General features: G+C 57.4%; 23 protein-coding genes and 1 riboswitch. Of the genes, 7 read left to right on the forward strand and 16 right to left on the reverse strand.

The genetic code is table 11. The features are described from left to right. Positions 1-33: 33 nt before the first annotated feature. The 14 genes from WG915_RS09750 to ctaC all read right to left on the reverse strand — a co-directional run bounded on the left by WG915_RS09750 (position 34) and on the right by ctaC (position 15211). Complete coding sequence (locus WG915_RS09750) at positions 34-1422, reverse strand: class II 3-deoxy-7-phosphoheptulonate synthase (protein WP_339565189.1); 1389 nt, start codon at positions 1420-1422, stop codon at positions 34-36. Positions 1423-1458: 36 nt separating this feature from the next. Next, positions 1459-1965: a polyadenylate-specific 3'-exoribonuclease AS gene (locus WG915_RS09755; protein ID WP_339565190.1), complete on the reverse strand. Its 507-nt coding sequence runs from the start codon at positions 1963-1965 to the stop codon at positions 1459-1461. Between the two features lie 28 nt (positions 1966-1993). After that, positions 1994-3136, reverse strand: coding sequence for an acyltransferase family protein (locus WG915_RS09760; protein ID WP_339565191.1), 1143 nt, complete (start codon positions 3134-3136; stop codon positions 1994-1996). A 106-nt stretch (positions 3137-3242) separates the two neighbouring features. Further along, on the reverse strand, positions 3243-3980 hold the full coding sequence (locus WG915_RS09765; RefSeq protein ID WP_339565192.1) for a lysophospholipid acyltransferase family protein: 738 nt from the start codon (positions 3978-3980) through the stop codon (positions 3243-3245). Between the two features lie 25 nt (positions 3981-4005). After that, complete coding sequence (locus tag WG915_RS09770; protein WP_339565193.1) at positions 4006-4992, reverse strand: ROK family protein; 987 nt, start codon at positions 4990-4992, stop codon at positions 4006-4008. A gap of 60 nt (positions 4993-5052) precedes the next feature. Next, entirely contained in the window at positions 5053-6165 is a 1113-nt protein-coding gene (locus WG915_RS09775) for a glycosyltransferase family 4 protein (protein WP_339565194.1), read from the reverse strand. 12 nt (positions 6166-6177) lie between these two features. Then, entirely contained in the window at positions 6178-7245 is a 1068-nt protein-coding gene (locus WG915_RS09780; protein WP_339565195.1) for a C40 family peptidase, read from the reverse strand. A 187-nt stretch (positions 7246-7432) separates the two neighbouring features. Further along, the gene (locus WG915_RS09785) at positions 7433-8059 is read right to left on the reverse strand and encodes a C40 family peptidase (RefSeq protein WP_339565196.1); all 627 of its coding nucleotides are present in this window, start codon (positions 8057-8059) and stop codon (positions 7433-7435) included. A gap of 10 nt (positions 8060-8069) precedes the next feature. Then, positions 8070-8217: riboswitch (cyclic di-AMP (ydaO/yuaA leader) on the reverse strand. A gap of 541 nt (positions 8218-8758) precedes the next feature. Continuing rightward, positions 8759-10381, reverse strand: coding sequence for a cytochrome bc1 complex cytochrome b subunit (gene qcrB, locus WG915_RS09790; RefSeq protein WP_339565197.1), 1623 nt, complete (start codon positions 10379-10381; stop codon positions 8759-8761). Beyond that, a complete protein-coding gene (gene qcrA, locus WG915_RS09795; protein WP_339565198.1) occupies positions 10378-11592 on the reverse strand; it encodes a cytochrome bc1 complex Rieske iron-sulfur subunit in 1215 nt (404 codons plus the stop codon). Before qcrA ends, qcrB begins: the two co-directional genes overlap by 4 nt. Then, positions 11589-12479, reverse strand: coding sequence for a cytochrome bc1 complex diheme cytochrome c subunit (gene qcrC, locus WG915_RS09800; protein ID WP_339565199.1), 891 nt, complete (start codon positions 12477-12479; stop codon positions 11589-11591). Before qcrC ends, qcrA begins: the two co-directional genes overlap by 4 nt. An 87-nt stretch (positions 12480-12566) precedes the next feature. Beyond that, complete coding sequence (gene ctaE, locus WG915_RS09805) at positions 12567-13181, reverse strand: aa3-type cytochrome oxidase subunit III (RefSeq protein ID WP_339565200.1); 615 nt, start codon at positions 13179-13181, stop codon at positions 12567-12569. Between the two features lie 473 nt (positions 13182-13654). Then, a complete protein-coding gene (ctaF, locus tag WG915_RS09810; protein WP_339565201.1) occupies positions 13655-14086 on the reverse strand; it encodes an aa3-type cytochrome oxidase subunit IV in 432 nt (143 codons plus the stop codon). Positions 14087-14101: 15 nt separating this feature from the next. Continuing rightward, a complete protein-coding gene (gene ctaC / locus WG915_RS09815) occupies positions 14102-15211 on the reverse strand; it encodes an aa3-type cytochrome oxidase subunit II (RefSeq protein WP_339565202.1) in 1110 nt (369 codons plus the stop codon). Positions 15212-15606: 395 nt separating this feature from the next. On the opposite strand from ctaC, the gene asnB reads away from it, so the two are divergent. Next, on the forward strand, positions 15607-17523 hold the full coding sequence (gene asnB / locus WG915_RS09820; protein WP_339565203.1) for an asparagine synthase (glutamine-hydrolyzing): 1917 nt from the start codon (positions 15607-15609) through the stop codon (positions 17521-17523). Positions 17524-17601: 78 nt separating this feature from the next. On the opposite strand, the gene WG915_RS09825 is transcribed toward asnB, so the two are convergent. Beyond that, positions 17602-17946 (reverse strand): HesB/IscA family protein, encoded by a 345-nt coding sequence (locus tag WG915_RS09825; protein ID WP_339565204.1) that lies wholly within the window; start codon positions 17944-17946, stop codon positions 17602-17604. Positions 17947-18130: 184 nt separating this feature from the next. Between WG915_RS09825 and WG915_RS09830 the strand changes: the two genes are divergently transcribed. From WG915_RS09830 to WG915_RS09845, 4 genes are read left to right on the forward strand one after another with little or no spacing between them, the layout of a single operon-like run. Next, on the forward strand, positions 18131-18772 hold the full coding sequence (locus WG915_RS09830; RefSeq protein ID WP_339565205.1) for a DUF3043 domain-containing protein: 642 nt from the start codon (positions 18131-18133) through the stop codon (positions 18770-18772). 3 nt (positions 18773-18775) lie between these two features. Beyond that, positions 18776-19300: a bifunctional adenosylcobinamide kinase/adenosylcobinamide-phosphate guanylyltransferase gene (cobU, locus tag WG915_RS09835; protein WP_339565206.1), complete on the forward strand. Its 525-nt coding sequence runs from the start codon at positions 18776-18778 to the stop codon at positions 19298-19300. A gap of 23 nt (positions 19301-19323) precedes the next feature. Next, the gene (cobT, locus tag WG915_RS09840) at positions 19324-20364 is read left to right on the forward strand and encodes a nicotinate-nucleotide--dimethylbenzimidazole phosphoribosyltransferase (protein WP_339565207.1); all 1041 of its coding nucleotides are present in this window, start codon (positions 19324-19326) and stop codon (positions 20362-20364) included. Positions 20365-20366: 2 nt separating this feature from the next. Next, entirely contained in the window at positions 20367-21188 is an 822-nt protein-coding gene (locus WG915_RS09845; protein WP_339565208.1) for an adenosylcobinamide-GDP ribazoletransferase, read from the forward strand. Here the strand turns inward: WG915_RS09845 and WG915_RS09850 are convergent. Further along, positions 21185-22291, reverse strand: a complete 1107-nt coding sequence (locus tag WG915_RS09850) for a branched-chain amino acid aminotransferase (protein WP_339565209.1) — start codon at positions 22289-22291, stop codon at positions 21185-21187. The genes WG915_RS09845 and WG915_RS09850 overlap by 4 nt on opposite strands. 133 nt (positions 22292-22424) lie before the next feature. On the opposite strand from WG915_RS09850, the gene WG915_RS09855 reads away from it, so the two are divergent. Both WG915_RS09855 and WG915_RS09860 read left to right on the forward strand, forming a co-directional pair. Further along, positions 22425-23912 carry a leucyl aminopeptidase gene (locus tag WG915_RS09855; protein ID WP_339565210.1) on the forward strand — a complete coding sequence of 496 codons (1488 nt, stop codon included), beginning with the start codon at positions 22425-22427 and terminating at the stop codon, positions 23910-23912. A 232-nt stretch (positions 23913-24144) separates the two neighbouring features. After that, positions 24145-25037: biotin/lipoyl-containing protein (locus WG915_RS09860; protein ID WP_339565211.1), on the forward strand; the 893-nt coding region annotated here is incomplete at its 3' end.

Genomic DNA, 25037 nt, shown 5'->3' on the forward strand with positions numbered 1-25037 from the left:
CCTTCCAGAGGCGCCGAAACAGCTAATTTTGGGCTAACGACGCTGGTTACGCAACATCTCCGCCACCAGGAACGCCAGCTCCAGTGATTGCTGAGTGTTCAAACGCGGATCACACGCCGACTCATACCGTCCCGGCAGATCAACATCAGTGATGTCCTCTGCACCACCCAAGCACTCGGTGACGTTCTCACCGGTCAATTCGATATGAATACCACCGGGGTGGGTGCCCAACGCGCGGTGCACTTCAAAGAAGCCCTGCACCTCATCGATGACCTTGTCAAAGTGCCGCGTTTTGTAGCCATTGGAGGAGGTGTAGGTATTGCCGTGCATCGGGTCCGACTGCCAAATGACCTTGTGCCCAGCATTCTCTACAGCCTGGACGATGCCGGGAAGAACCTCACGAATCTTGTCATGACCCATGCGTGCCACGATGGTTACCCGGCCAGGTTCATTATTCGGATCGAGCTTTGCCACGTATGCCACAGCTTCCTCCGGTGTGATGGAAGGGCCGATCTTGATGCCTACGGGGTTCGCGATCAGCGCAGCGAAATTGACGTGGAAATCATCAATGCCACGGGTACGCTCCCCGATCCAAAGCTGGTGTGCGGACACGTCCCAGAGTTCTTCCTGGTTCTCATCCAGGCGCAGCATCGCGCGCTCGTAGTCCACCAGGAGCGCCTCATGGGAGGCAAAGATATCGGCGGCGCGCAGACCAGGGTCATCCACTCCACAGGCATCCATGAATCGCAGACCAGCCTCGATCTCCCGGGCCAGCGCTTCATAACGCGCACCGGCAGGAGAATTCTGCACGAACTCGCGGTTCCACTCGTGGAGACTGCGCAAATCAGCGGTACCAGAGCTGGTGAGCGCACGCACCAAGTTCATCGCGGCCGAAGAGTTAGCGTATGCACGGATCATGCGGGCCGGGTCGTGGCGACGCGCCTCCGGGGTAGCCTCCACTCCGTTGACGATGTCACCGCGATAATTCGGCAAGCCCGTAGCGTCGAGGTCAGAAGAGCGTGGCTTGGCGTACTGACCTGCAATACGGGCCATTTTGACTACCGGAGTCGAGGCACCGTAAGTCAGCACTACTGCCATCTGCAGCAGGGTCTTAACGTTAGCTCGGATGTGCTGCTCAGTGTTGCTCTCGAAGGTCTCGGCGCAGTCTCCACCCTGCAGCAGGAAAGCCTTGCCCAAGGCGACGTCAGCCAGCTGCTTCTTCAGGTTGCGGATTTCCTGTGGCACCACGATCGGCGGAACAGTCTCTAGGATGCGGCGCACCGCGGCTGATTGCCCTTCATCCCAGGTCGGCTGCTGATGCGCGTCACGCGCGATAACGTCACGGAAGCGCTCCTCCATTCCGGGCGGCAATGGTGGGAGGCTTGGTAGCTCGTTTACAGGGATATCAACAGTCCAACTCACACTCCACAAACTACCACGCTAGATGGGCGGAGCGAACTAGTTGACGCAGTTCTTGGCGTCGATAGGCAGCGCCTGCATACACACCTGGAACTTAGCTAGGTTGTGGCGTGCATCTACCAGCGCATCGTGATTGCCCTGCGGAATCGGCGGCAGCTTTGGATAACCGGCCATTTCCCAGTACTGCTTGAGCTCCCGGGTGTAGCGCGGAATGGCCCGTGGCAAACCCGCCATGTCGCCCCATAGTTGGGCAAGCAACACGTGGTCATAGGCGCCGACCCACGCCCACAATTGGGGCTGGGTGCCTGTCGACGTCAAGAACTCATATACCTCTTGCCGAATGCGTTCCTCGGACTTCCACGCCGGATCGCTCGGATTGGGTAGTTGCGCAAGGACATTCGCCGCTACCCAGGCATTGGCCTTGGATGCGTCGAATTCCGTGGAGACGGCGTAGTACTCGCGGCCATCCTCAGCCACTATTGCGATGGAGACCAGCTCGATAGTCTGGCCGTCCTCGATGAATTCGGTGTCATAAAAATAGCGCACGCAGAGGCTTTCTAGTTGAGCGTCGGTTCTACCTCAACAATAGTCGGCGGTGTGCAGGCTCGGACTGTTGCCCCAGTATTGCTAGCAGCTGCTGGTAGACCGCCGGCGGCTTTACTGACCACCCCAGAACGGGGATCTTGGAAATGAGGTGGAAGGCTACCCCACCGACCAAGCTGAAGACTACGCACATCCATACCCACACTGTGGCGTTGTGCAAGGGGTTTTGGGCACCGATTTCGAAGGGTAGGCCCCGGAACAGGAACGGGAAGCAGAACAACAGGGTCAGCCCGAAGCCGTGCCCGATGTACAGCACCAGAGTGTTACGCCCGAAAAACCGCAACACAGGAAATACTGCAGGCAACTTTGCAATAGCCACGGCGAGCAGCAGCGCCGCTGGCAGCGTCAGAACTCGCACGGGCAGTTTCACCAGCAGTTCCGCCTCATAGAATCCCAGCACGTGGTCAGACCACAGTGGCCAACCGACAAAGTCTACGGACCACTGGTGGATCCACAGTAGGTCGAGTTTGCGTGAGCCCGCGTAGGTGAGCGCCGTAAGCGCGAGGGCTAGCGGGTGGAACGCGTTCTTCGTGAAATATGAAATGGCCGGTTTGCAGCGGACACCAATCAGGAAGATTGGTAGGTACAGCGCCACATGATTGACGATTACTGGGCGTTCCTCTATCAACAAGGCGCATAGCGGAAGCACACTGAGGACAAACACCCACGGGGTAGCTAGCGCGCGTGTAGCCCAAGCAATGATGGTCACCACCACCAGGCAATACAAGAACCACATCAAGGTGGATCCTTCCAGGACCGTCTTAAAGACAATGTCCCAGGTGGGCTCGGGATCGGCAAGAAACTTGTGCCATTCCACGTACTTCAGCCACAGCTCGACGGGCGCCCAAATTGCGTAAGGGATGAGGATGAACCACACGCGCTTAAACAGCAATTCCGCCAGCGTGAAGTGCAAAACCTTGGCAGCCAAGAAGCCACTGACTACAAAGAACAGTGGCATCCGCATCGGGTCCAGAAAGGCATTTACTTTGGCGGGCCAGCTTTCAAGCCCATTGGGCACCACTAGGGTCGCGTGCAGAAACAACACACCGAGGATTGAAAGTCCCCGAGCTGCGTCGGGCCAATCCAGGTATTCTTTCTCAACCTGCGCCGCCATATTGCCTTACTTGTTGCGATTAACTACTAGAAAACTGGAATCCCATAGGATTCTCCAGGGTTTTCCTAGGTTAACCCAAAGTAAAGTGCGGGGCCAAACTTAGAAACTACGCTCCGGGCATGGCTGCTGGCGGATATCCCCTGCCAGCTTCCAAGGATTTCTTCACGTCAGCTGCATAAACGTCGACATAGGTCTGGCCCGAAAGCTCCGCCAAGACGTGCATCACATGATCGGTGAGTTCGCGCTGCGTGCTGTATTCATTCGCATCCAATCCGCGTTCCGCAGCGAACTGCATTGGATCTATCGGGGCACCAATGACAATGCCTACCCGCGTTGGTCGCGGTATCCACGAGCCGATGGGGTTTGCCTTTCGGGTTCCGATCATCGCCACTGGAATGATCGGGGCCTTGGTGGCCATGGCAATACGCGCCATTCCCGTCTTGCCACGGTATAGGCGTCCATCTGGGGAGCGAGTTCCTTCCGGGTAGATGCAAAGGACGTCGCCACGCTTGATAACGGCCTCACCTGCATCCATAGCTGACTGCGCGGCGTCACCCGAGCTGCGGTCGATAGGAATCTGGCCGACGCTGGTAAAGAACCAACGCTGCAGTTTCCCCTTCACACCGGTTCCGGTGAAGTATTCCTTCTTAGCCGGAAACGTAATTTGCCTTGGGCACAGTAGCGGCAGGTAGAAAGAATCCATCACTGCCTGGTGGTTCGACACCAGTAATGCCCCGCCCGTTGCTGGGATGTTTTCCGCACCAATAATGGTCGGACGGTTGTAGACGCGCAAGAACGGGCCAACAAAGACGTTCTTAAACAGCCAGTACCACTTGTTGCGCATCTCGACTCTCCACCTCGGCCTTGAATTACTGAACTTTTCCAACCTTACCTTGGGCTGTGCCAGCTTTGCCCATTGTGCGCCCTGTGTCTGCTGCAATCCTTGCCATTCGGGCCGCACCGATGATGCCGGCATCGTTACCCAACTGCGCCAGCTTCACCTCAGGAAAAGGCCGGTGACCGGCTCCGACGATCTCCCGCTGCGCCTTCTCGACGGCCGTGGGCAGGAATACATCACCATCCGCAGACACACCACCCCCGAGGACAATCAGTTCGGGATCGAAGATATCGCTAGTCATGGCGAGAGTAACCCCGAGCCAGTGGGTGAAATCAGCCATTGCGGCCAGCGCTATGGGGTCTTCAGTGCGCGCTGCCGCAATCACAGATTCCCCGGTCCACGCTTGGTCTGAGGAGCCGTGCTGTGCGCTTAGCTCGATGGCCGTAGCAGCGAGCGCTGTCCCCGAGCAGTATCGCTCCAGGCAGCCACGCTTGCCACATGGGCATTCTCGGCCGTCGGGAACCACCGGAAGATGCCCAAGCTCCGGAGCGGTGCCAAATGCCCCGCGATATATTTCACCGCGGTGAACCAGCGCAGCCCCAATGCCGGTGCCAACGCTGACCAGCACCCAGGTCTCAGCATCGCGCGCTGCGCCGTAGGCCGCCTCCGCTATCGCTGCGGAGTTTGCGTCATGTTCCAACGCAACGGGCACAGGAAGCCGGGCAGCTAGTCGTTCTTGCAATGGCGCATCGCGCCACGGCAGATGGGGGGCGAAGCGCACCCTTTCGCGCCCTGCGGTGAGGAAACCAGCTACTGCGATTCCTATTCCAAGCACGTGGTACCGCTCGATGAAATCCATGCTCATATGAACGATCGAGTCTTCCATGCTGCGCTCAGTCCCGTAAGACTTCAGCTGCATACGTTCGACGATCGTGCCATCCGCAGTAACGGCGGCGGCCCGCAGGTTGGTACCGCCGATGTCAAACCCTAACGTGACGTGATCGAGTTGCTCAGACACTGCAGCCACCTCCCTCTTCCCTTGCCATACCAAGCAAACCCGTTAAGTATAGCGTGGGTGTTAAGGACGTAACACTTCCTGGAAACGCGCGCCCAGCTGCTCCCACGTCCAATTCTCCCGAACGTTTCGCAGACCGGCCTCCCCCATGGCTGCCCTCAAGGTCCCATCTGAAAGCAGTGTCAGCAGTTCGTGCTCTAGGCTTGCTAGGTTTCGGCCGTCAATGACTCGGCCGCTCTCAGGGGTGACGGTCTCCGGGGCGCCACCGGAATTCCCGGCGATAACTGCGCATCGTGCGGCCTGTGCCTCAAGATAAACGATGCCAAGGCCCTCAACGTCCAACCCCCAGCCTCGCGTCCGGGCTGGCATCGCGAATACGTCACTAATAGCTAGAGCGCACAAGCGTTCCTCATCCGAGACTCGTCCGGTAAACACCACGCCATTCCCAGCCATTTTCTTCAGCCGGGTGCAATAGCTGCCGTCCCCAACGATCAATAGTTGCGCTGCGGGAAAACGTTCACGAATCTTGGGCCACACTTTAATCAAGGCGTCTTGTCCTTTGCGCGGGACGAGCCGCGAGATGCAGCTGACCACTGGCCCGGATTCAAGGCCCCAGCGCTGCCGGAAAGCAGCTAAGGCCTCTGGGGCGGGACTGAGAAACGCGTCCGCTGCGACCCCCGAAGGCAGGTGCGCAAACCGGGTGCCGCGTCCAAAGGGCCGCGCTAATCGACGCCGGGTGTATTCCGAAATGTATGTCACCACATCACAGCGTTGGCCGATCACACCTAGGCACTGGCGCGCCACCGGGAGCATCGACCAACCGACTTCATGTCCATGAGTGGAAGCAACGATCTTTCGTGCTCCCGCGGCACGTGCCTGCCCAGCCATGAGAGCCAAGGGGGCAGCAGCGCCAAACCAGATAGTATCCACTTCATGTTCGCGAATGAGTCGTGCCATTTCCCGTGCAGTGGCAGGAGTCGGCAGCATCACTCGATGTGGCCACCGCACCACCGTATAGGGACTCTCCGCATCCCATGCCGCAGCGGCAAGTGCGTCCTGAGTAGAGGCGAAAACAATCACATCTCGGGGATCGAGCGTGGCGAGGAAATCGCGGACATAAGACTGAATCCCGCCTATGGTGGGCGGGAAATCATTAGTCACCAGGAGAACCTTCATCGGATGTAAGTCCTAATAGCGACGCGCTCCATAAAACGGCATGGAATCCATGTTCACAACCTGCAGCGGGATGCCGTAATCAGATGCGTGGACAATCTTTCCATCTCCCGCGTAGATGCCCACATGTGTGGCACCGGGATAGAAACCAACGACGTCGCCAGGCTGCAGCGCAGCCCGGTCAACAGGCGCGCCGCCAGCCATTTGAGCTTGAGAAGTACGCGGCAAAGACTTGCCCTGTTGTGCGTAGGACCAGACCACTAGGCCCGAGCAATCGAAGGTATCCGGGCCAGCTGCACCCCAACCATAGGGAGCGCCGATCTTCGTCATTGCTACCTCGAGGGCTTTCATCCCCTCAGCGTTAGTCGAGGTGATCCCAGCGAGACTGTGCTTGACGGGGCCATTCTTACGCTCCCACGCGGCACGCTCTGCCGGATTGAGCTCGTTGATCCGCTTCTCAATCTCCGCAATGCGCCCCCGGAGCTCCTTGTCCTGCGCCTCCAGTTCGGACTTCTTATGGTTCAAATCGCTCACTTGGAACTCGGCTTCTGCCTCTAGCCGTGCGGCTTCGCCATGAAGCCTTCCGGCTTCTGCCGATTTTGCACGCTGTTCATCCAACGCGGCTTGTGCACGCCGAAGATAAGAGGAGATGTAAGCGGAACGGTCAATAGCATTCTGCGGGCCATCCGAATTGATGACGGTGGTGATTGGATCAATCAAAGCGCCACGGTATTTAGTGGCCGCCAGCTCGTCCACTACTCCCTTTGCCAGCAATTCTTCCTGCCGCGCTTGTTCCGCAGCTGCCGTCGCAGTCTTTGATTGTGCCCGCAGTTCACCAAGACGGTGTTCTTTGGCATCAACATCGGCCTGCAGCTGCTTGAATTCCTCGCTCTTTGTGGAGACTTGCTCAGAGGCAGCGTCTAGCGCCTTCACCAAGCTATCCATGTCATTAGCTTCGGGAACGCTCGGTGCGGTGGAGACGGCTGGATCAGCAAATGCTACTGGGGCCGCCAATGGAAGTAGTGCAGAGGATCCTGCAATTAGCGAAGCAAGTACCACTCCGCGAATCGACGAAGTTTTCACAGGTGAAATGACCTTTTCAGTAACAAGGAGGCACGGGAGAACCAGAGAGTCTTGCGCGTGCGAATTGCTTCTCAGAATACGTCATTAACGACGCAATAACCAATAGCACATCCGTTGCGCGATTTGTCCCAAAACGACGATTGCCCAGCCCGAATAGCCGGGCTGGGCAAAGGAGTCAATGCAAAAACTAGAAGCGCACTGCGGAGTGGTACGGCATGTAGTCCAATGGAGACTCAGACAAAGGGGTGCCTTCGTTGAGAGCGTGAATAACGGTGCCATTTCCGGAGTAGATGCCAACGTGGGAAGCACCATCGTAGAACGCAACGATGTCGCCTGCCTGCAGCTGGTCACGAGAAACTGGGGTACCTTCTGCGGCCTGTGCGTAGGAGGTACGAGGGATGGACTTACCGACCTGGCTGTAAGCCCAGGAGGTAAGACCAGAGCAGTCAAAAGCGCTTGGGCCAGCGGCGCCGTAAACGTATGGGGAGCCGATCTTGGAGCGAGCGGCGTCAACAATAGCCTGGCCATTGTTTGACTGCGGTGCAGCGACGGCTGCGGCTGCTTCGTTCACGGAAGCGTAGCTCACGGTCTGCCCCTGGTTCTGCAGCGCAGGAACCCACTGATCAGCACCTGGCACATTGGCCAGGTTTGGAACGTTTTCAAGGCCAGGAACCTCGACGGTCATTCCGGTGTTTGGTACTGCTACCGGAACAGCGTTTGCAGGCTGCGCGAGGGATACAGCGGCGCCAACAGCTACCGCGGATGCGGCGGTGCGCTTAGCGATGGTCACGTTCGAACGGGTGTGCTTACCCATGAATATTCTCCAAATCTTCCAGTGAGCCGGCCGGGTTAGCTGACGGATTAGGAAACGGAAGCTTCCCCTCCCCACTCGATCCCCTATTAAGGACTCTCGCGGCGAGTACACCCCAGATAAAAGGTGGTTCCCCGACTCGGATGTAGCGGACTGAAAATTAATCCAGTTCCACAACGCCCGATTAGGCATTATTTCGGTTGTATTCCAGGTATCGCCCAAATGACATTTGGCGCGTCCCGTAATGTCTCGACAAGATTACGAAATTGCAACGACGGATGTCCAACGACGCACCGGCCTCACAGGCCGTTACAAGCTTGTTACAAACAGTGGAACTACTACAGACTCGCCATCAGCAGAAAGCTACCACTTTAAGTAAACCTGTCGAACAATAGGCATGCGCTGGGCAAATACTAAAGTTGCAAACCTGAAATTAGAGCACTTAGGGCCACGAAACCACCAGTTCCGTAGCCTTAAAAATTAACACTGTGGCCTTAGTCACACTGCAATCCTGTGAGTCACAGCCACACCAGCAGTCACAACCGCAACCGATCTTAATCCATGCGAATTTGGGTCACATCATCGACCCCAAGTTGCTGCCATTGGCGGGTCTAAAAATAGGGCAAAAAAGAACTGGCGCCTCTACCCCAACTTTCGGGGTAAAGGACGCCAGCACTCTAAGTTGCGCAGTCAGGGTGGCCGTTAGCGGCCATTCTCCTCGTCTTCAGCGCGGGTGCGCTTCTGAAGCTCCTCAAACATACGAGCTTCTTCTTCATGGTTCTCGTGAGCACGCTTGTTCTTAAGTGCTACGAGTTCCGCGTCATCAGACTTGAATGCAGAGCCATGGCTCAAGGAATCAGCGAATCCGAGTTCATTCATCTGCTTAGGCACCTTCGCGCCAGCGTAAGGCAATGGCACTGGGTGACCATGTTCGTCCACTGGGCCCAGTGGCTGGTGCACCTCGATGAAGGCACCGTTGGACAGCTGGTGGATGACGCCGGTTTCGATACCGTGCTCCAGAACTTCGCGGTCAGAACGCTGCAGACCCAAGCAGATGCGGTAGGTCAGGAAGTAGGTGATCGGAGGCAGGATGATCAAGCCGATACGACCGACCCACGTCATCGCATTCAGCGAAATCTGGAAGTGGTAGGCGAACAGGTCGTTACCGCCAGACAGAGTCAGCAGGAAGTAGAACATGAGAGCCATCGCGCCGATAGCCGTACGAACGGGAACGTCGCGCGGACGCTGCAACAGGTTGTGGTGAGCATCGTCGCCGGTGATCTTCTTCTCGATCCATGGGTAGGCGAACAGCAGCACCACCAGAATGCCGAGCATGATTGCTACCCAGAATACTGCAGGGATGGTGTAGTTACCGAGGTAGAGCTCCCACGCTGGCATGACACGGGCCGCGCCGTCAGTCCACAGCATGTAGATATCAGGCTGGGAACCAGCGGAGACCTGTGCCGGGTTGTAAGGGCCGAGGTTCCAAATGGCGTTAATGGTGGTGACACCGGCCATCAGTGCAAGAACACCGAAAGTAAACAGACCGTAGGCTACAGACTTCACTGCGAACACTGGCAGGATTCGAACACCGACGACGTTGTTCTCCGCACGGCCAGGTCCAGGGAACTGGGTGTGCTTTTGGTACCACACGATTGCGAGGTGAGCCGCGATCAGCGCCAGGATAATGCCCGGGATCAACAGCACGTGCATGATGTAGAAACGGTCAAGCATGATTTCCGATGGGAAGTCACCGCCGAATACTGCCCAGTGCATCCAGGTACCGATAATAGGCAGGGATACCACGATGGCAGACATGATTCGCAGGCCGACACCAGAAAGCAGGTCATCAGGCAGGGAGTAACCCATGAAGCCTTCAGCGACCGAGAGAATAAGCAGGATGCAGCCGATGATCCAGTTCGCTTCACGTGGGCGTCGGAAAGCACCGGTGAAGAAGATACGCATCATGTGAACCATGATGGACACTGCGAACATCAGTGCAGCCCAGTGGTGCATCTGGCGGATGAAGAGGCCGCCACGGACCTCGAAGGAGAGGTTCAGGGCGGTCTCGTAGGCACGAGACATTTCGACGCCGTTGAGCGGAGCGTATGCGCCGTCGTAGATCACCTTGGTGATCGATGGATCGAAGAACAGGGTCAGGTAGACACCGGTCAACAGCAGAATGATGAAGCTGTATAGCGCTACCTCACCCAGCATGAAGGACCAGTGGGTTGGGAATACCTTGTTGATCTGGGTACGAACCATCCCGGAGATGGTGTACCGAGAATCAACGTTATTACCGATTTCAGCTAGCTTGTTGCTCATGACTTACGCTCCCAGAATGCAGGGCCGACAGGCTCAACAAAGTTGCCTGCAGCGACGAGGTAGCCCTCTTCGTCCACGGTGATTGGCAGCTGTGGCAGTGCACGAGCCGCCGGACCGAACAGTGGCTTGCCATGACGCAGCGCGTCGAACTGCGACTGGTGGCAAGGGCAAAGAATACGGTTGGTCTGTGCTTCATAAAGGGAAGTCGGGCAACCAATGTGCGTACAGATCTTGGAGTACGCGTAGTAATCGCCGTAGTGGAAATCTTCCTGGTTTTCGCGCTCGATCACACGCTCAGCATCGGCGCTGCGTAGACGGATCAGCATAACTGCGTTGCGTGGGCCGTGAATGGAGTGCATGTGCATCTCGTACACGTCCAGCATTGGGTCGTAGTTATCGCCGTCGTTGACATCTTCTTCGTAGAGCGGGAAGACGGTCTCCATTGCGGCAGCAGATAGATCCTCTGGGCGCATGCGTACCAGGCGGGTAACACCAGTGGTGCTGTAGTGCTCACCATGCTTTTCTGCAATTGCGGAGGTGTCTCGGCCGAGGTAGACCTTGGCGCCTTCGTTAGCCTTAGTCCACCCGGAAGTCCACAGGGTGCCGTCACCGTTGTAGTCCAGTGGGCCTTCCTTTGGCTTCCATGGGTTCTTGATCATTCCACCGAGCGGGAAGATGATCGTCAGGCCAGCCAGAGCGGCTGCCGTACCAGCGATTCCCTTCAGCACCTTGCGGCGACCAAGAGTGGATGTATCCCAAGAATCGTTGAGCAGCGCAACCAGGGTTTGACGATCCACTTCCTCAGAAGGGCCGTCGTGGCGACGTTGCACGGAGATCTCTTCCGGAACGAACTTCTTCTGGTACAGGGTCAAGCCAAAGGCCAGGCTCAGGATGGACAGGCCCATCGTAGCGCCGAGCAGTGGTGTGTAGAGGCTGTACCAACCCAGACCTTCTTCACCGTGACCCTTGTACTCCCAAGGCCAGAAAATGTAGACGGCCATGAAGGCCAGTGCAAACACAGCCCCGAGAGCAAACCAAATGGTGACCGCGCGCTCTGCGCGCTTCTCAGCGGGATCGTTGGCATCTGGGAAACGCTCCTTACGGAACGCAACCGTGACATCGTCCAACTCGGTACCAAGACGAGCAAGTTCTTCATTGCTCATGCCGCTCAATTCCTTGGCGGTGTACTTCTTTGCTTCGTTATTACTCATGAGCGAGATCCAATCCACAGTGCAGCCGCGATCAGAGTCGCGATACCGACGAGCCACATCAGCATGCCTTCAGCAACTGGACCAATGCCGCCGAGGGCGTAGCCACCCGGGCTTGGGGTTTCTTTAGCATTCTTGATGTAGGCGATGATGTCCTTCTTCTCGTCCTCAGTCAGCTGACGGTCGGAGAACTTAGGCATGTTCTGTGGACCGGTGAGCATTGCCTGGTAGATCTCCTGCTCGTTGGCAGGGTCGAGGTAAGGAGCGTACTTACCGGAGGAGAGGGCACCGCCCTTGCCAGTGAAGTTGTGGCATGAGGCGCAGTTCAAACGGAACAGTTCGGAACCACGAGCAACGTCTGCCGGGTCGATCTGACCGTCGAAGTTCTTGCCACGAAGAGACTCCATAGCTACTGAGCCGTCTTCATTCTTCACGATCTCTGGGCCACCGCCATTGGCGTTGACATAGGCAGCGATAGCGAGAGTCTGGTGCTCGTTGTAGCGAGGGTTCTTACGGGCTGCTTGTGCTTCGTTACGAAGCATAGGCATACGGCCCGAGTGCACCTGGAAGTACACTGCGCCTTCACCGACGCCGATGAGCGATGGGCCGCGGCCTTCAACGCCCTGAAGGTTGACACCGTGGCAGGTGACACAAGCGACGTCGTAGAGATCCTTGCCCTCGGCAACGAGAGCCTTCTCATCGACATCGGCCGTGACAACCTGTGCGTCCGGGGTGAATGCGGAGGCGAGGAGGCCTGCGCTGGTAAGGCCGAATGTGAGCGCCGCGGCGCCGGCAACAGTCCGACGTACCTTTCGACGGCTCTTGGCCTTCTTAGCAGTGCTCGTTGCGTCTGCAACGATCTCCTGCTGCTGTGGGTTGGTTTCCATCATTTCCCTTAAAACTCGTATTCGGAAAGTGAAGGGCTGTAGGCCGAATGAAGCACTTTAGGTGAGTCCAAACGCTTCGGCCGCTACGGCCTACTGAATGAAGTAAATGGTGATAAAGAGGCCGATCCAGACAACGTCAACGAAGTGCCAGTAATAGGACACTGCCATTGCCGCGGTCGCCTGAGCCGGGGTGAATTTAGACTTCGCGATACGAAGCATCACGACGACGAATGCCAGCACACCTGCAAGCACGTGTGCGGCGTGGAAGCCAGTCGTAATGAAGAAGGCTGAACCATACACAGAACTCTGGATGGTCAAACCATGCTCCACGAGGTGGTAGTACTCATAAGCCTGGCCGAGAAGGAACACGGAACCCAAGAGAATGGTTACTGCGTACCAAAGGCGAAGCTTAAAGACGTCACCTCGCTCCGCTGCGAAGACGCCAGCCTGTGCCGTAAAAGAAGACGACACCAGAATGACGGTGATAGTCAATGCGTAAGGAACATTGAGGTGTCCAGTACCCCAGTCCCACGCTTCTCCCTGGCCGTTAGCGCGAGATACAAAGTACATCGCGAAAAGACCAGCAAAGAACATTAATTCCTGAGACAGGAACACAACCGTGCCGACACTGACCATGTTTGGTCGGTTCAATGCCACAACACGCTGTGGTGCTGCCATACCTGTATTTCCTACTGCGCTCGTCACGCGTTCTAGTATGCCGGTAATCGTCGCCTAAGTCACTTTGAACCCCCCGCTACACAGGGGAAATCCACCGAAAGTCGCAGGCCGTATCATCATCATTTTTCGGGGGAATTTTTTCTACCCCCATGGGAACTATCCCAGAATTTTTCCGACTCAAGCGTTTGTGCAGGTCAGTTGAAGTATTATCCGCACCACTCCCCCAAGCGGCAGGCCGTCTATTAATTTTATCCGAACCATCGGCAACTTTCACAGGATTCACCAATGTATTGCGGAGATTCATGTCACATTTACTGCGGGAACTTTATCCGAAAATTACAACTTTGGGTTGACCCCCACCCCACAGCCTGGGTCCGGGCCATCATGTAATCCCTGAGGGTCTGCGCAGGCCATGGACGTCGACAAGCAAGCCCTAACGCCATACAAAACAGCAGCAGGCTCACCGAAATGGCGAGCCTGCTGCTATAGGAATGACTAGCTTAGTGCTTTTCCTTTGGGATGCCGTACTGGAGGTTCAGCATGGTGCCGGACCAGATCAGCAGTACGGCGCCGAAGGCGATCAGCCAGTAGTGCATATACACGATGCCGAAGCCAAGCACAGCGATCGCGCCGGACATCACAGCTGGCCAGACGGAGCCAGGGCTGAAGAAGCCGAGCATACCGGTGCCATCCTCAACTTCTGCTTGCTCCCAGTCCTCAGGAAGCACGTCGAGACGACGCTCGGTGAAGTGGAAGTAACCACCCAGCATGAGGCATAGCCCAGTAGCCAGCACTAGGCCCGTGCCGCCAGCCCACTCCATGCCCTGCAAGTTACCGGCATCCGAAACGTGCATGGTTGAAACGATGTAAACAATGGTGACCACAACCAGAAATGCGGCCAGACCGTACATGATCTTTGCGGAAGACTTCATTTTTAGTCAGCTCCCTTACTTTGCTGTTTCATTGAGTTCGACAGCGTTGTCTGCATTACGACTGTCCAGACGACCGGAGACGAATGGAGCGGTGGAGGTCGCATATGGAGCCTCGCCGATAGCCTTCAGCGCTTCAGAGTTAGGCGCCTTAGGGTTCTGGTTACGGAATTCCATGTACTGCTTGAACTTGTCGGCCGAAACGACGCGGATCTCAAAGTTCATCATTGCATGGTAGGTACCACACATCTCGGCACAACGACCGACAAAGGCGCCTTCTTCTTCAATCTTTTCAACCTGGAAGGAACGCTGGGACTTGTTCATCTCTGGGTGTGGGTAAGCATCGCGCTTAAACAAGAACTCAGGAACCCAGAAGGAGTGCGCAACGTCAGCGGATGCCAAGTTGAACTCGATTGGGGTCTGGGATGGGAGAACCAATACTGGAACTTCATCGGTAGTACCCAGAGTTTCGATCTGGTTGAAGTGCAAGTAGGACACATCCGACTTGGACTTGCCGTGAATCGGGCCGCCAATGCCGTGCTCCTCCATGTAAGCCTCGTCGATCTCAGAGGCTTCAGCCTGGTCTTGACGGGCCTGATCTGTGCCCACATATTCAGCTCCGGTTGGAGAGAAGGCTGGGGAAACCTTGGAGTAACCGAACTTCCAGTTCCACTGGTAAGCCGTCACATCCACGGTGACCTCTGGCTCCTTGTCCAGGGCTGTGACCTTGTCCTGAGTCTGAACAGTGAAGAAGAACAGGGCCATGACGATGAGGATCGGCATGATGGTCAGGACCAGTTCCAACGGCACGTTGTACTGCAACTGCTTAGGGAATTCATCCTTACCAGCCTTCTTAGCCCGCTTCGCGGAGAATGCTGGGATCGAGTAGAGCATCAGAGCCCACATAATGATGCCGATGATCCAGGCAGTCACCCAAGTCCAGACCCAGAAGTTACCCATTGCAGTTGCTTCCGGGGTAATACCTTTCGGCCAACCCATGCGCAGGGCATCAAAGAGACCGTTTTCTGGCGGCGCTACATCACAACCAGCAAGTGCGAGGCTTCCCGCGCCAATTACGCCGGTGAGCAGCGCTTTACGGTGAAAGCCGCGCTTGTTTCGCTGTTTCACGTGTGTCTACCTTCCTGTTCCACACAAACCAAAGGACACTAAGTTCCCATTCCTAACTGTGCAGAATATCGCACTTTGCAGGGAATTCCATGCCGATAGGCGCCGTGGGGTTAACCGCATTAGCTACTACCAGGCTTTCAAGAGAGAGGAGTGCTGCAATTTCGGGCCATTTTGCAGGTACAACTCATCACATTTGTAACCTAACTCACAGACTTTCCCGCCCTCAACGGGGGCTTACTTATGGTTGATATCAAGACGTTAGTGTAAAACTGACGCATTCCACCGCAGCGCTGCTGCCCGTTTTCTGGCGCAAGCCCGTACAGTTGCAGTGTTGATAGCTGTCCTTTCACTTTAGACAGCACATAGATTCAGAATCGAAAGGGTTAAGTAGACGTATGTGTGGCCTTCTCGGCATGCTGACCGCTCACAGCAACGCGCAGGAATTCGACGGCGCGATCCGCCATGCTCTCCCATGCATGCGACACCGTGGACCCGACGACGCTGGCACGTGGCATGACAATGACGCAGTCTTCGGCTTCAACCGACTTTCGATCATTGACATCGCGCACTCTCACCAGCCACTGCAATGGGGTCCGGAAAACCAGCCGGATCGCTACGCAATGACCTTTAACGGTGAGATCTACAACTATGTTGAGCTCCGCGCCGAGCTGCAAGAGTTGGGTTATACCTTCAACACTGAGGGTGACGGCGAACCAATCGTCGTAGGCTTCCATCACTGGGGCACCGACGTAGTTAAACACCTGCGTGGCATGTTCGGGATTGCAATTTGGGACAGTCAGGAAAAGCGACTCTTCCTAGCGCGTGACCAGTTTGGCATCAAGCCGCTGTACTTTACTTCGACCGCTGCCGGTACCGTATTCGCTTCCGAAAAGAAGTGCATTCTAGACATGGCACAAGCTATCGGTTTAAGCAACGATCTAGACAAGCGCGCGATTGAGCACTACGTGGATTTGCAGTACGTGCCAGAACCTGAATCGCTACATGCAGACATTCGACGCCTCGAATCCGGTTGTTTCGCCGTCGTTAAGCCTGGTGGCGAGGTTGAGGCACAACGCTATTTTGAGCCGAAGTTTGAAACACGCCCTGTAAGCAATGAGCATGATTTGTTCGACCGGATTGCTAAGGCGCTCGAGGATTCCGTCGAGAAGCATATGCGTGCTGATGTTACCGTCGGCTCTTTCCTCTCCGGCGGCATCGATTCCACGGCCATCGCCGCGCTCGCCAAGCGTCACAATCCGAACCTGTTAACCTTCACCACTGGTTTTGAACGCGAGGGCTACTCCGAGGTCGATGTTGCAGCCGAGTCCGCCGCGGCTATCGACGCCGAGCACATCGTCAAGGTGGTCTCCCCTGAGGAATACGCCGCCGCAGTTCCCAAGATCATGTGGTACCTCGATGACCCTGTGGCCGATCCTTCCTTAGTTCCGCTGTACTTCGTTGCCGCCGAGGCCCGCAAGCATGTGAAGGTGGTTCTCTCTGGCGAGGGGGCCGATGAGCTCTTCGGCGGCTACACGATTTACAAAGAGCCGCTGTCCTTAGCTCCTTTCGAAAAGGTCCCGGCACCGCTACGTCGTGGCCTTGGTATGTTGGGCAACTCGCTTCCCGACGGCATCAAGGGCAAATCCCTGTTGCAGCGTGGCTCCATGACCATGGAAGAGCGCTACTACGGCAATGCCCGCTCCTTCAACTTTGAGCAGCTGCAGCGGGTTCTCCCCTGGGCTCGCGAAGAGTGGGACCACAAGGACGTTACTGCCCCGATCTACGCCAAATCTCGAGACATGGACCCGGTGGCCCGCATGCAGCACTTGGATCTGTTCACCTGGATGCGCGGTGACATTCTGGTCAAGGCGGACAAGATCACCATGGCGAACTCCCTCGAGTTGCGCGTGCCTTTCCTAGACAAGGTGGTCTTTGACGTCGCGGAGTCTATTCCTTATGACATGAAGATCTCCCACGGCACCACCAAGTACGCCCTACGCCGTGCGATGGAGGGTATCGTGCCGGATCATGTGCTGCACCGCAAGAAGCTCGGCTTCCCGGTGCCCATGCGTCACTGGCTCGCTGGTGATGAACTCTTCGGGTGGGCCCAGGACACCATCAATGAGTCCCAAACGGAGCACATCTTTAACAAGAAGGCTGTGCTCGAGATGCTGAATGAGCATCGCGCAGGCGTATCCGACCATTCCCGTCGCCTTTGGACTGTCCTTGCCTTCATGATCTGGCACGGTATTTTCATGGAGCGCCGCATCGATCCACAGATCGAAGAAAAGGACTACCCGATCCATCTCTAGAAACGGCGAATCCCCCTAGCCAGCCGCGCGGAGTTGAAGATAACCGCTCAGCTGGCTAGGGGGATTTAGCGATTCCTATTAGTTGAAGGAATCACCACAAGCGCAGGAGCCCGACGCATTCGGGTTGTCGATGGTGAAGCCCTGAGCTTCGATCGTGTCGGCGAAGTCAATGCGAGCGCCAGAAAGGTACGGTGCGCTCATCTTGTCCACCACGAGTCGGACGCCACCGATGACATCGGTTTTGTCACCGTCGAGCTCACGGTCATCGAAGTAGAGCTGGTAGCGCAGGCCAGCGCAGCCGCCGGGCTGAACAGCGATGCGCAGAGCTAGGTCCTCGCGCCCTTCCTGCTCAAGTAGGGCTTTTGCCTTAACTGCAGCTGCGTCGGTGAGGATGACACCGGTGCTGGTTTCTGGGGCAGTCATATTGCTTCTCCTTGAAGATCTCGTACTCTGTGCCACTACCGTACTCTGTTTTGGGCATCATTGAGGTAATGCTGAGGTAGAGCTGGCGCTGTGGCTCTTAGTGTATTCAACGTCGGCCGGTGCTACTTTGTTTCCATTTCACCCAGTTTCCTTGTTGCCAGTGCTCTCGCGGTACTCTTATGGCGTGACTACACCGAATGATTCTGCGGAAAACAACCTACCTAAGGGCTACACCCCGAAGAAGGGGCGACCGACCCCAAAGCGCGACGAGGTCGAGCGGGCGCGCGGTGTCCGTCGTGGTGGCTCTACCAAGATTCAGACACCCCAAGAGCGCAAAGCCCATGAAAAGGCGCTCAAGGAGTCAATGACCAAGGCAGAGTGGAAAGACTACAAGCGCAAGCAACGCGAAGAGCGTTCAGCTGAGTCCAGGCGGATCCAAGCAGCCATGGATCGCGGCGATGAGAAGTACCTGCAGCCTCGAGATCAGGGAGCAGTGCGCGGTTTTGTACGCGATTGGGTCGATTCGCGGCGCTTCTTCATGCAACTCGTGATGCCTGTCGCCCTGGTTTTGTTGGTGATCCTGTTCATTGGCCAGTCCTACCCGGAAATCGCGGCGGGCGCCTCAATGGTGTCAATGGTCATAATAACCATCTTCTTCATCGAAGGCATCATCACCGGCATCCGTGTAAACAAGGCCGTCCGCCAAAAGTTCCCCGATTCTTCCGAGCACGGCCTCGGCCTCGGCTTTTATGCCTGTTCTCGAGCCTCCCAGCTCCGCAAACTGCGTACTCCAAAGCCGCGAGTGGACGTCGGACAAAGCGTTTAGCCCATGTTGACGCTAGTTCTCGGTGGGGCACGCAGCGGCAAGTCCGCATGGGCAGAGGCGCTCTTCCCCACCGACGCGCAGGTGTGTTATATCGCAACCGCGCGCCCCTATCCTGGCGATACTGACTTCGCGGCGCGGATCAAGGAACACCAGGATCGCCGTCCGGCGCACTGGGTCACCGAGGATGAGCTGGAGCTTTGCCAGGCGCTCCAGGCTGGGCATGAGCATGTGCTTATCGACGACCTCGGCACCTGGCTCACACACCGAATTGATGCGGCCACGGCATGGGAATTGCCACGAGGGACAGTGACTCCGGACGTCGACAAGCTCCTTGGCGTACTCACGGAAACACAAAACAACGTCGTGGTCGTTACCCCGGAGGTTGGTCTCGGTGTGATCCCGGAAACCGCAGCTGGCCGACTCTTCCGGGATGAGTTGGGGCGACTGAACGCCCGTGTTGCCGAATTGGCTGACAAAGTAGTGCTCGTGGTAGCTGGTATCCCGCTAACCTTGAAATCTGACTCTTAACGAATCCCTCTGAAGGAGACCTCATGGTACCTGCTGAAATCTTTGACCGCGTGCAAACGCCGAGCGCACAGGCCCGGGAGGAAGCCACGGAGTTTCAGACGCAGCTGACCAAACCAGTTGGTTCCTTGGGGCGACTTGAGGAGATCGGGGTGTTCCTCTCCGCTTGCCAGGGGCAGGTACCACCCCGCCCGATCAATCGGGCTCGCATTGTTGTGTTCGCCGGCGACCACGGGGTGGCGCAGCATGGTGTCTCTGCCTTCCCTTCGGAAGTTTCTCTGCAAATGGCCGCAAACATCCGCGCTGGGGGCGCGGCGATTTCTGTGCTGGCGGAATCTGCCGGGGCAAGCGTCCGCGTCGCCGATATTTCCTTGGATCACGAGGCCTGGGGTGAAGAACGCGTTTCCCGTTCTTGCGGCGCAATCCACTTAGAAGATGCGATGACCGCGGAGCAGGTGATTCGAGCATTGCAGATCGGCAAGCAGATCGCCGACCAGGAGGTCGATGGTGGCGCTGACCTGCTCATGGCAGGCGATCTCGGCATCGGCAACACCACCCCGGCAGCTGCGCTGATCGGTGTGGCCACTCGCAGCGAACCTGTGGCTGTTGTCGGCCGCGGTACCGGTATCGATGACGAGGGGTGGAAGCGGAAGGTATCCGTTGTTCGTGACGCTATGTTCCGGGTGCGAAACTTCCGCAACGATCCGATCCGGGTGTTGCAAGCTATCTCCTCCCCCGATCTTGCCGCGATGGCTGGGTTCCTCGCCCAAGCCTCGATTCGGCGTACACCGGTGATCCTAGATGGTGTGGTGGTTACTTCAGCGGCACTCTGGGCCACGAGGCTCGCACCTGGAGCCCGCAACTGGTGGCTGGCGGGTCACCAGTCTGCCGAACCGGCCCACAAGTTTGCCTTGCAGAACCTTGAGCTAGAGCCGCTGCTGGAATACAACATGCGTTTGGGTGAAGGTTCGGGCGCGATGACGGCGCTGCCGCTAGTCAAAGCCGCCGCTGACATCATGGCAAATATGGCCACCTTTGCTGCTGCCGGCGTATCTGAAGCGCACTAGCCATGTCAGGCAAGGCGGGGCACTCCGGCGACGGCAACCATGGCAATGCGCTAGTGGAGGGCATTGGCACGGCGCTGAGCTGGTTGACGATCTTCCCTGCCCGGGGCGCGCAGACCTTTGATCGCACCACCGGCGCCCGCGCCATGGCTGCGATTCCTGTAGCTGGCCTCGCCCTCGGCAGTGCCGTGGCAGTTCCAACTGCCATTGCCTTGAGTTTTTCCGCTCCTGCACTGCTCATAGCCGCGCTCACAATAGTTGGTTGGGAGCTCGGCTCCCGCATGATGCATATCGACGGGCTTGCTGATGTCGGAGATGCGCTGGGTTCCTATGCTCCGCCAGAACGCGCACAGGAAATCCTCGGCGACCGCTACACCGGGGCCCTGGGGATGGGGGCAGTGCTGCTCACGCTGCTAACGCAGCTCGCGGGACTTTCCGCAATCTTCTCCATATATGGCACGCGCGGCGCACTGCTGAGTGCCATAGTGCCAGCAATCGGACGGGCCGCGAGCCTGATTGGCTGCCATTGCGCCTATCAGCCGTTTTCCAGCACAGGTTTCGGCAGTCTCATCATCGGCACTGTACGCACGGGCTGGATCGCAGGATGGCTCTTCGGCCTAGCTACGCTCGGCACCCTCGCGATGTGGCTGATTAGTCGCCACATTCTGCTGGGGCCAACATTAGCTGTGCTCACTGCAGCGCTAGGAGCGCATATACTGCTGCGCCACTGTAACCGCCGGTTTCAAGGCCTCAACGGCGATTGCATTGGAGCCGCTATCGAGGTAGCCGTCGCAATCGCCGTCGTAACGCTGGCCTTGACCTTTTAGGCAGTGACCAAAGTGTGCAACCAGCCGTGCCGGTCCTCGACAGTGCCGCGCTGAATGCCGGTCAAAGTCTCGCGCAGCTTCATAGTCAGCTCGCCAGTCTCCGCATTGTTCACGGTGAAGTCACCCGAGGTAGAACGCACGGTGCCCACCGGAGTGATCACCGCTGCAGTGCCACATGCAAAAGCCTCAGACATAGCACCCGAGGTGGCATCTGCTCGCCATTCCTCGGTGGAGATCAGCTTCTCTTCAGTTCGCATACCAAGATCCTGCGCCACCTGCAGCAGGGAATCACGGGTGATGCCGGGCAACAACGAGCCGCTCAACTGCGGAGTCACTAGGGTGACCTCTTCGCCATCGCGATAAATGAACCCCAAGTTCATGCCTCCCATTTCTTCAATGTAGGAGTGCTCGATAGCATCCAGCCACACCACCTGGTCACACCCCTTTTCTTGGGCTTGTGCCTGCGCCAGCAGAGAGGCTGCATAGTTGCCGGCAAACTTGGCGGCACCGGTGCCGCCTGGGGCAGCACGGACGTAGTCCTCACAGAGCCACACACTGACGGGCTTGATTCCGCCGGAGAAGTAAGCACCCGCTGGGGACGCGATAACGATGAACTTGTATGCGCCTGCTGGGTGGACACCCAGGCTGACTTCGGTGGAGATCATAAACGGGCGCAAGTAGAGGGCTTCTTCACCGCCTGCTGCTGGCACCCACGCTTGGTCTGCGTCCACGAGCAGTCGGATCGCCTCGAGGAAGTCCGCGACGGGCAGTTCTGGCATCGCCAGTCTGCGTGCCGAGTCCTGCATACGCTTGGCGTTAGCTTCGGGCCGGAAGGTCGCAATTTCGCCGTTTGGCTGGCGGTACGCCTTCAGGCCCTCGAAGATGGCCTGGCCGTAGTGGAACACTGTGGTCGCCGGGTCCATCGGCAGCGAACCATAAGGGAGCACGGCAGCATTGTGCCAGCCTTCAGATTCGTTCCAGTCGATCGTCACCATGTGGTCGGTGAAGGTCTTACCGAAGCCTGGGTTCGCCAGAACTTCGTCGATTTTTTCCTGCGGGGTTGGGTTCGGATTCTTTGTGATCTCAAAGTTCAAAGGGCTCATGGAACCAACTTAACGCAACTTTGAGACGTACATCGCATTTTTTAATCTGTTGCGCTCCCAGTCACCACTTTTGGGGCATCACGTACTGTGTGGAGGAATGGTTTAATTCGCGCGAATGAAGGAGACACCTCACATGCCAAAGCAGCTCTCATTACCCGCCACGGGCGCCATGCCTAAGCTGAGCATTTCCGCCAAACTGCCAAAGAAGACCGAGGCGGTTCTGATCCCGATTTTTAGTGGTGAGTCAGGAGCTGAGATCGCAGCCACTGGCGTGTTCAAGGAAAAGACCGAGGTAGCAATCCTCGAGGCACTAACGGCTCTCGGGGCGAGCGGCAAATCGCAGGAGATCACCAAGCTCACCGGCCTGGATGATTCGGTTCCAGTGATCGTCACCGTGGGACTTGGGGACTCGGAGGACTTCGATGCGGAACAGCTGCGTCGATGCGCGGGCGTGGCAAGCCGGGCGCTCAAGGGCTTCGGCAAGGTTGCCTCGACGCTCGGCACGTTTGGGCTTGCCGACGCCGTTATTGGCTCCGCCCTCGGCGCTTATTCTTTCCGTGGCCAGAAAACCAGCAAACAGGATAAAAGCGCCGCACCGGTTGGCGAGCTTGTTTTCATCTCCGACAAGAAGGCCGAGTTCAAGGACGCGGTAATCCTTGTTGAATCTGTGGCACTGGCCCGGGACTTGGTCAACACCGCTTCCTCGCATCTTTACCCACAGGCCTACGCAGACATCATTGCGGGCATGGCCGCTGATTTGGGGATTGCAGCCGAGATTCTCAACGAAAAGGACCTGGCCAAGAACAAGTTTGGCGGAATTCTGGCCGTCGGCAATGGCTCGGCACGTAAACCTAGGCTGCTACGACTGCGCTACGAGGCTAAAAAGTCTGCTCCAACCGTCGCGCTCGTGGGTAAGGGAATCACCTTTGACACCGGCGGAATCTCCCTGAAACCAGGCGCGAAGATGGACGACATGATCTCAGACATGGGCGGTTCTGCGGCCGCAATCGCAGCGACGATCGCCGCTGCCCGGCTGGGTATTAAGGTCAATGTCACTGCCACCATTCCGATGGCGGAAAACATGCCCGACGGCGAATCCTACCGCCCCGGCGATGTAGTCACCCATTACGGCGGAAAGACCTCCGAGATCCTCAACACCGATGCGGAAGGTCGCCTCGTGCTTGCCGACGCGATGGCGCGCGCCGCTGAGGACAAACCGGACTACCTCATGGACATGGCCACGCTCACTGGCGCTCAACTCGTCGCCCTCGGTGCCCGCACCACCGGTGTGATGGGAACAGAGCAATTCCGCGATCGCGTCGCTGAACTGGGCCGAGAGGTCGGTGAACCAGCTTGGGCGATGCCTCTGATTGAGGAGCTCGCAGATGAAATGAAATCCGATGTTGCCGACTTACGTAACATCGGCAAAACCCGCTTCGGCGGAATGATGCAAGCTGGCTACTTCCTATCCCAGTTCGTACCTGAAGATGTGCAGTGGGTTCACCTGGACATCGCCGGACCGGCTTACAATACGGCAGGCGCCTACGGCTACATCCCAACTCGAGGCACGGGCGCGCCTGTGCGAACCATTGTTGCTGTGCTCCAGGAGCTTGCCTCCTAAGAGTGTGGATCGCGCTGAATCGCCATCCTCGACTGCCACGACAACCCCGTGGGAAGCAGTAGTCGAGGATGGTTTTTCCTAGCTATCCCCCGAAACAGCCACGATCCGCCAGTCTCCGTGCAGCTATTTGCCAAAGACCACCACCTATACGCCACACTCCACAACGGGAACCGGTACTCTACTAGGTATCAACATCGTTCTATAGACCCAATTGTTTGAGGAGTCCTACACAATGGCGTTTTCTGTCGAGATGCCCGAGCTCGGTGAGTCAGTAACCGAGGGTACGATTACCCGCTGGCTGAAGCAGGTTGGCGACACCGTCACCGCTGATGAGCCTTTGTTGGAGGTGTCCACGGACAAGGTCGACACCGAGATCCCAGCACCTGCGTCCGGTGTACTGACGAAGGTCCTGTTTGAAGAGGATGACACCGTCGATGTCGGCGAAGTCATCGCTGAAATCGGCGAGGAAGGCGAAGCCGCCGGTTCTTCCGATGCCGCGCCCGCCGAAGAAGCTGCGCCAGCACAGGAAGCAGCCCCAGCCGAGGAAGCTGCTCCTGCTGCAGGTTCCGGTGACACCACCGACGTGAAGATGCCTGAACTAGGCGAATCCGTCACTGAAGGCACCATTACCCGCTGGCTCAAGTCCGTCGGCGACACCGTCGCTGTCGACGAGCCACTCCTCGAGGTCTCCACCGACAAGGTCGACACCGAGGTGCCTTCCCCAGTAGCCGGCACCATCGTAGAGATCCTGTTCCAGGAAGACGATACCGTCGATGTCGGCGAAATCATCGTCCGCATCGGCGACGGCTCCGCACCAGCAGCCAAGCCAGCCGAGAAGCAGGAGACCCCTTCCGAGGCCGAAACCAAGGAAGCTGAAACCAAGGAAGAAAATGCCACCGTTGCGGAGGCTGCTCCTGCTGCAGGTTCCGGTGACACCACCGACGTGAAGATGCCTGAACTAGGCGAATCCGTCACTGAAGGCACCATTACCCGCTGGCTCAAGTCCGTCGGCGACACCGTCGCTGTCGACGAGCCACTCCTCGAGGTCTCCACCGACAAGGTCGACACCGAGGTGCCTTCCCCAGTAGCCGGCACCATCGTAGAGATCCTGTTCCAGGAAGACGA

It is taken from the genome of Corynebacterium sp. H128, assembly GCF_037482625.1.
GTDB lineage: Bacteria > Actinomycetota > Actinomycetes > Mycobacteriales > Mycobacteriaceae > Corynebacterium.

Bases quoted from the DNA above. Each gene is read 5' to 3' on its own strand.
- WG915_RS09845 (WP_339565208.1), top strand. From the start codon at position 20,367: ATGTCAGGCAAGGCGGGGCACTCCGGCGACGGCAACCATGGCAATGCG.
- WG915_RS09775 (WP_339565194.1), bottom strand. From the start codon at position 6,165: ATGAAGGTTCTCCTGGTGACTAATGATTTCCCGCCCACCATAGGCGGG.
- WG915_RS09855 (WP_339565210.1), top strand. From the start codon at position 22,425: ATGCCAAAGCAGCTCTCATTACCCGCCACGGGCGCCATGCCTAAGCTG.
- qcrC (WP_339565199.1), bottom strand. From the start codon at position 12,479: ATGATGGAAACCAACCCACAGCAGCAGGAGATCGTTGCAGACGCAACG.
- ctaF (WP_339565201.1), bottom strand. From the start codon at position 14,086: ATGAAGTCTTCCGCAAAGATCATGTACGGTCTGGCCGCATTTCTGGTT.
- asnB (WP_339565203.1), top strand. From the start codon at position 15,607: ATGTGTGGCCTTCTCGGCATGCTGACCGCTCACAGCAACGCGCAGGAA.
- WG915_RS09765 (WP_339565192.1), bottom strand. From the start codon at position 3,980: ATGCGCAACAAGTGGTACTGGCTGTTTAAGAACGTCTTTGTTGGCCCG.
- qcrA (WP_339565198.1), bottom strand. From the start codon at position 11,592: ATGAGTAATAACGAAGCAAAGAAGTACACCGCCAAGGAATTGAGCGGC.
- cobT (WP_339565207.1), top strand. From the start codon at position 19,324: ATGGTACCTGCTGAAATCTTTGACCGCGTGCAAACGCCGAGCGCACAG.
- WG915_RS09850 (WP_339565209.1), bottom strand. From the start codon at position 22,291: ATGAGCCCTTTGAACTTTGAGATCACAAAGAATCCGAACCCAACCCCG.
- WG915_RS09760 (WP_339565191.1), bottom strand. From the start codon at position 3,136: ATGGCGGCGCAGGTTGAGAAAGAATACCTGGATTGGCCCGACGCAGCT.
- qcrB (WP_339565197.1), bottom strand. From the start codon at position 10,381: ATGAGCAACAAGCTAGCTGAAATCGGTAATAACGTTGATTCTCGGTAC.
- WG915_RS09825 (WP_339565204.1), bottom strand. From the start codon at position 17,946: ATGACTGCCCCAGAAACCAGCACCGGTGTCATCCTCACCGACGCAGCT.
- cobU (WP_339565206.1), top strand. From the start codon at position 18,776: ATGTTGACGCTAGTTCTCGGTGGGGCACGCAGCGGCAAGTCCGCATGG.
- WG915_RS09785 (WP_339565196.1), bottom strand. From the start codon at position 8,059: ATGGGTAAGCACACCCGTTCGAACGTGACCATCGCTAAGCGCACCGCC.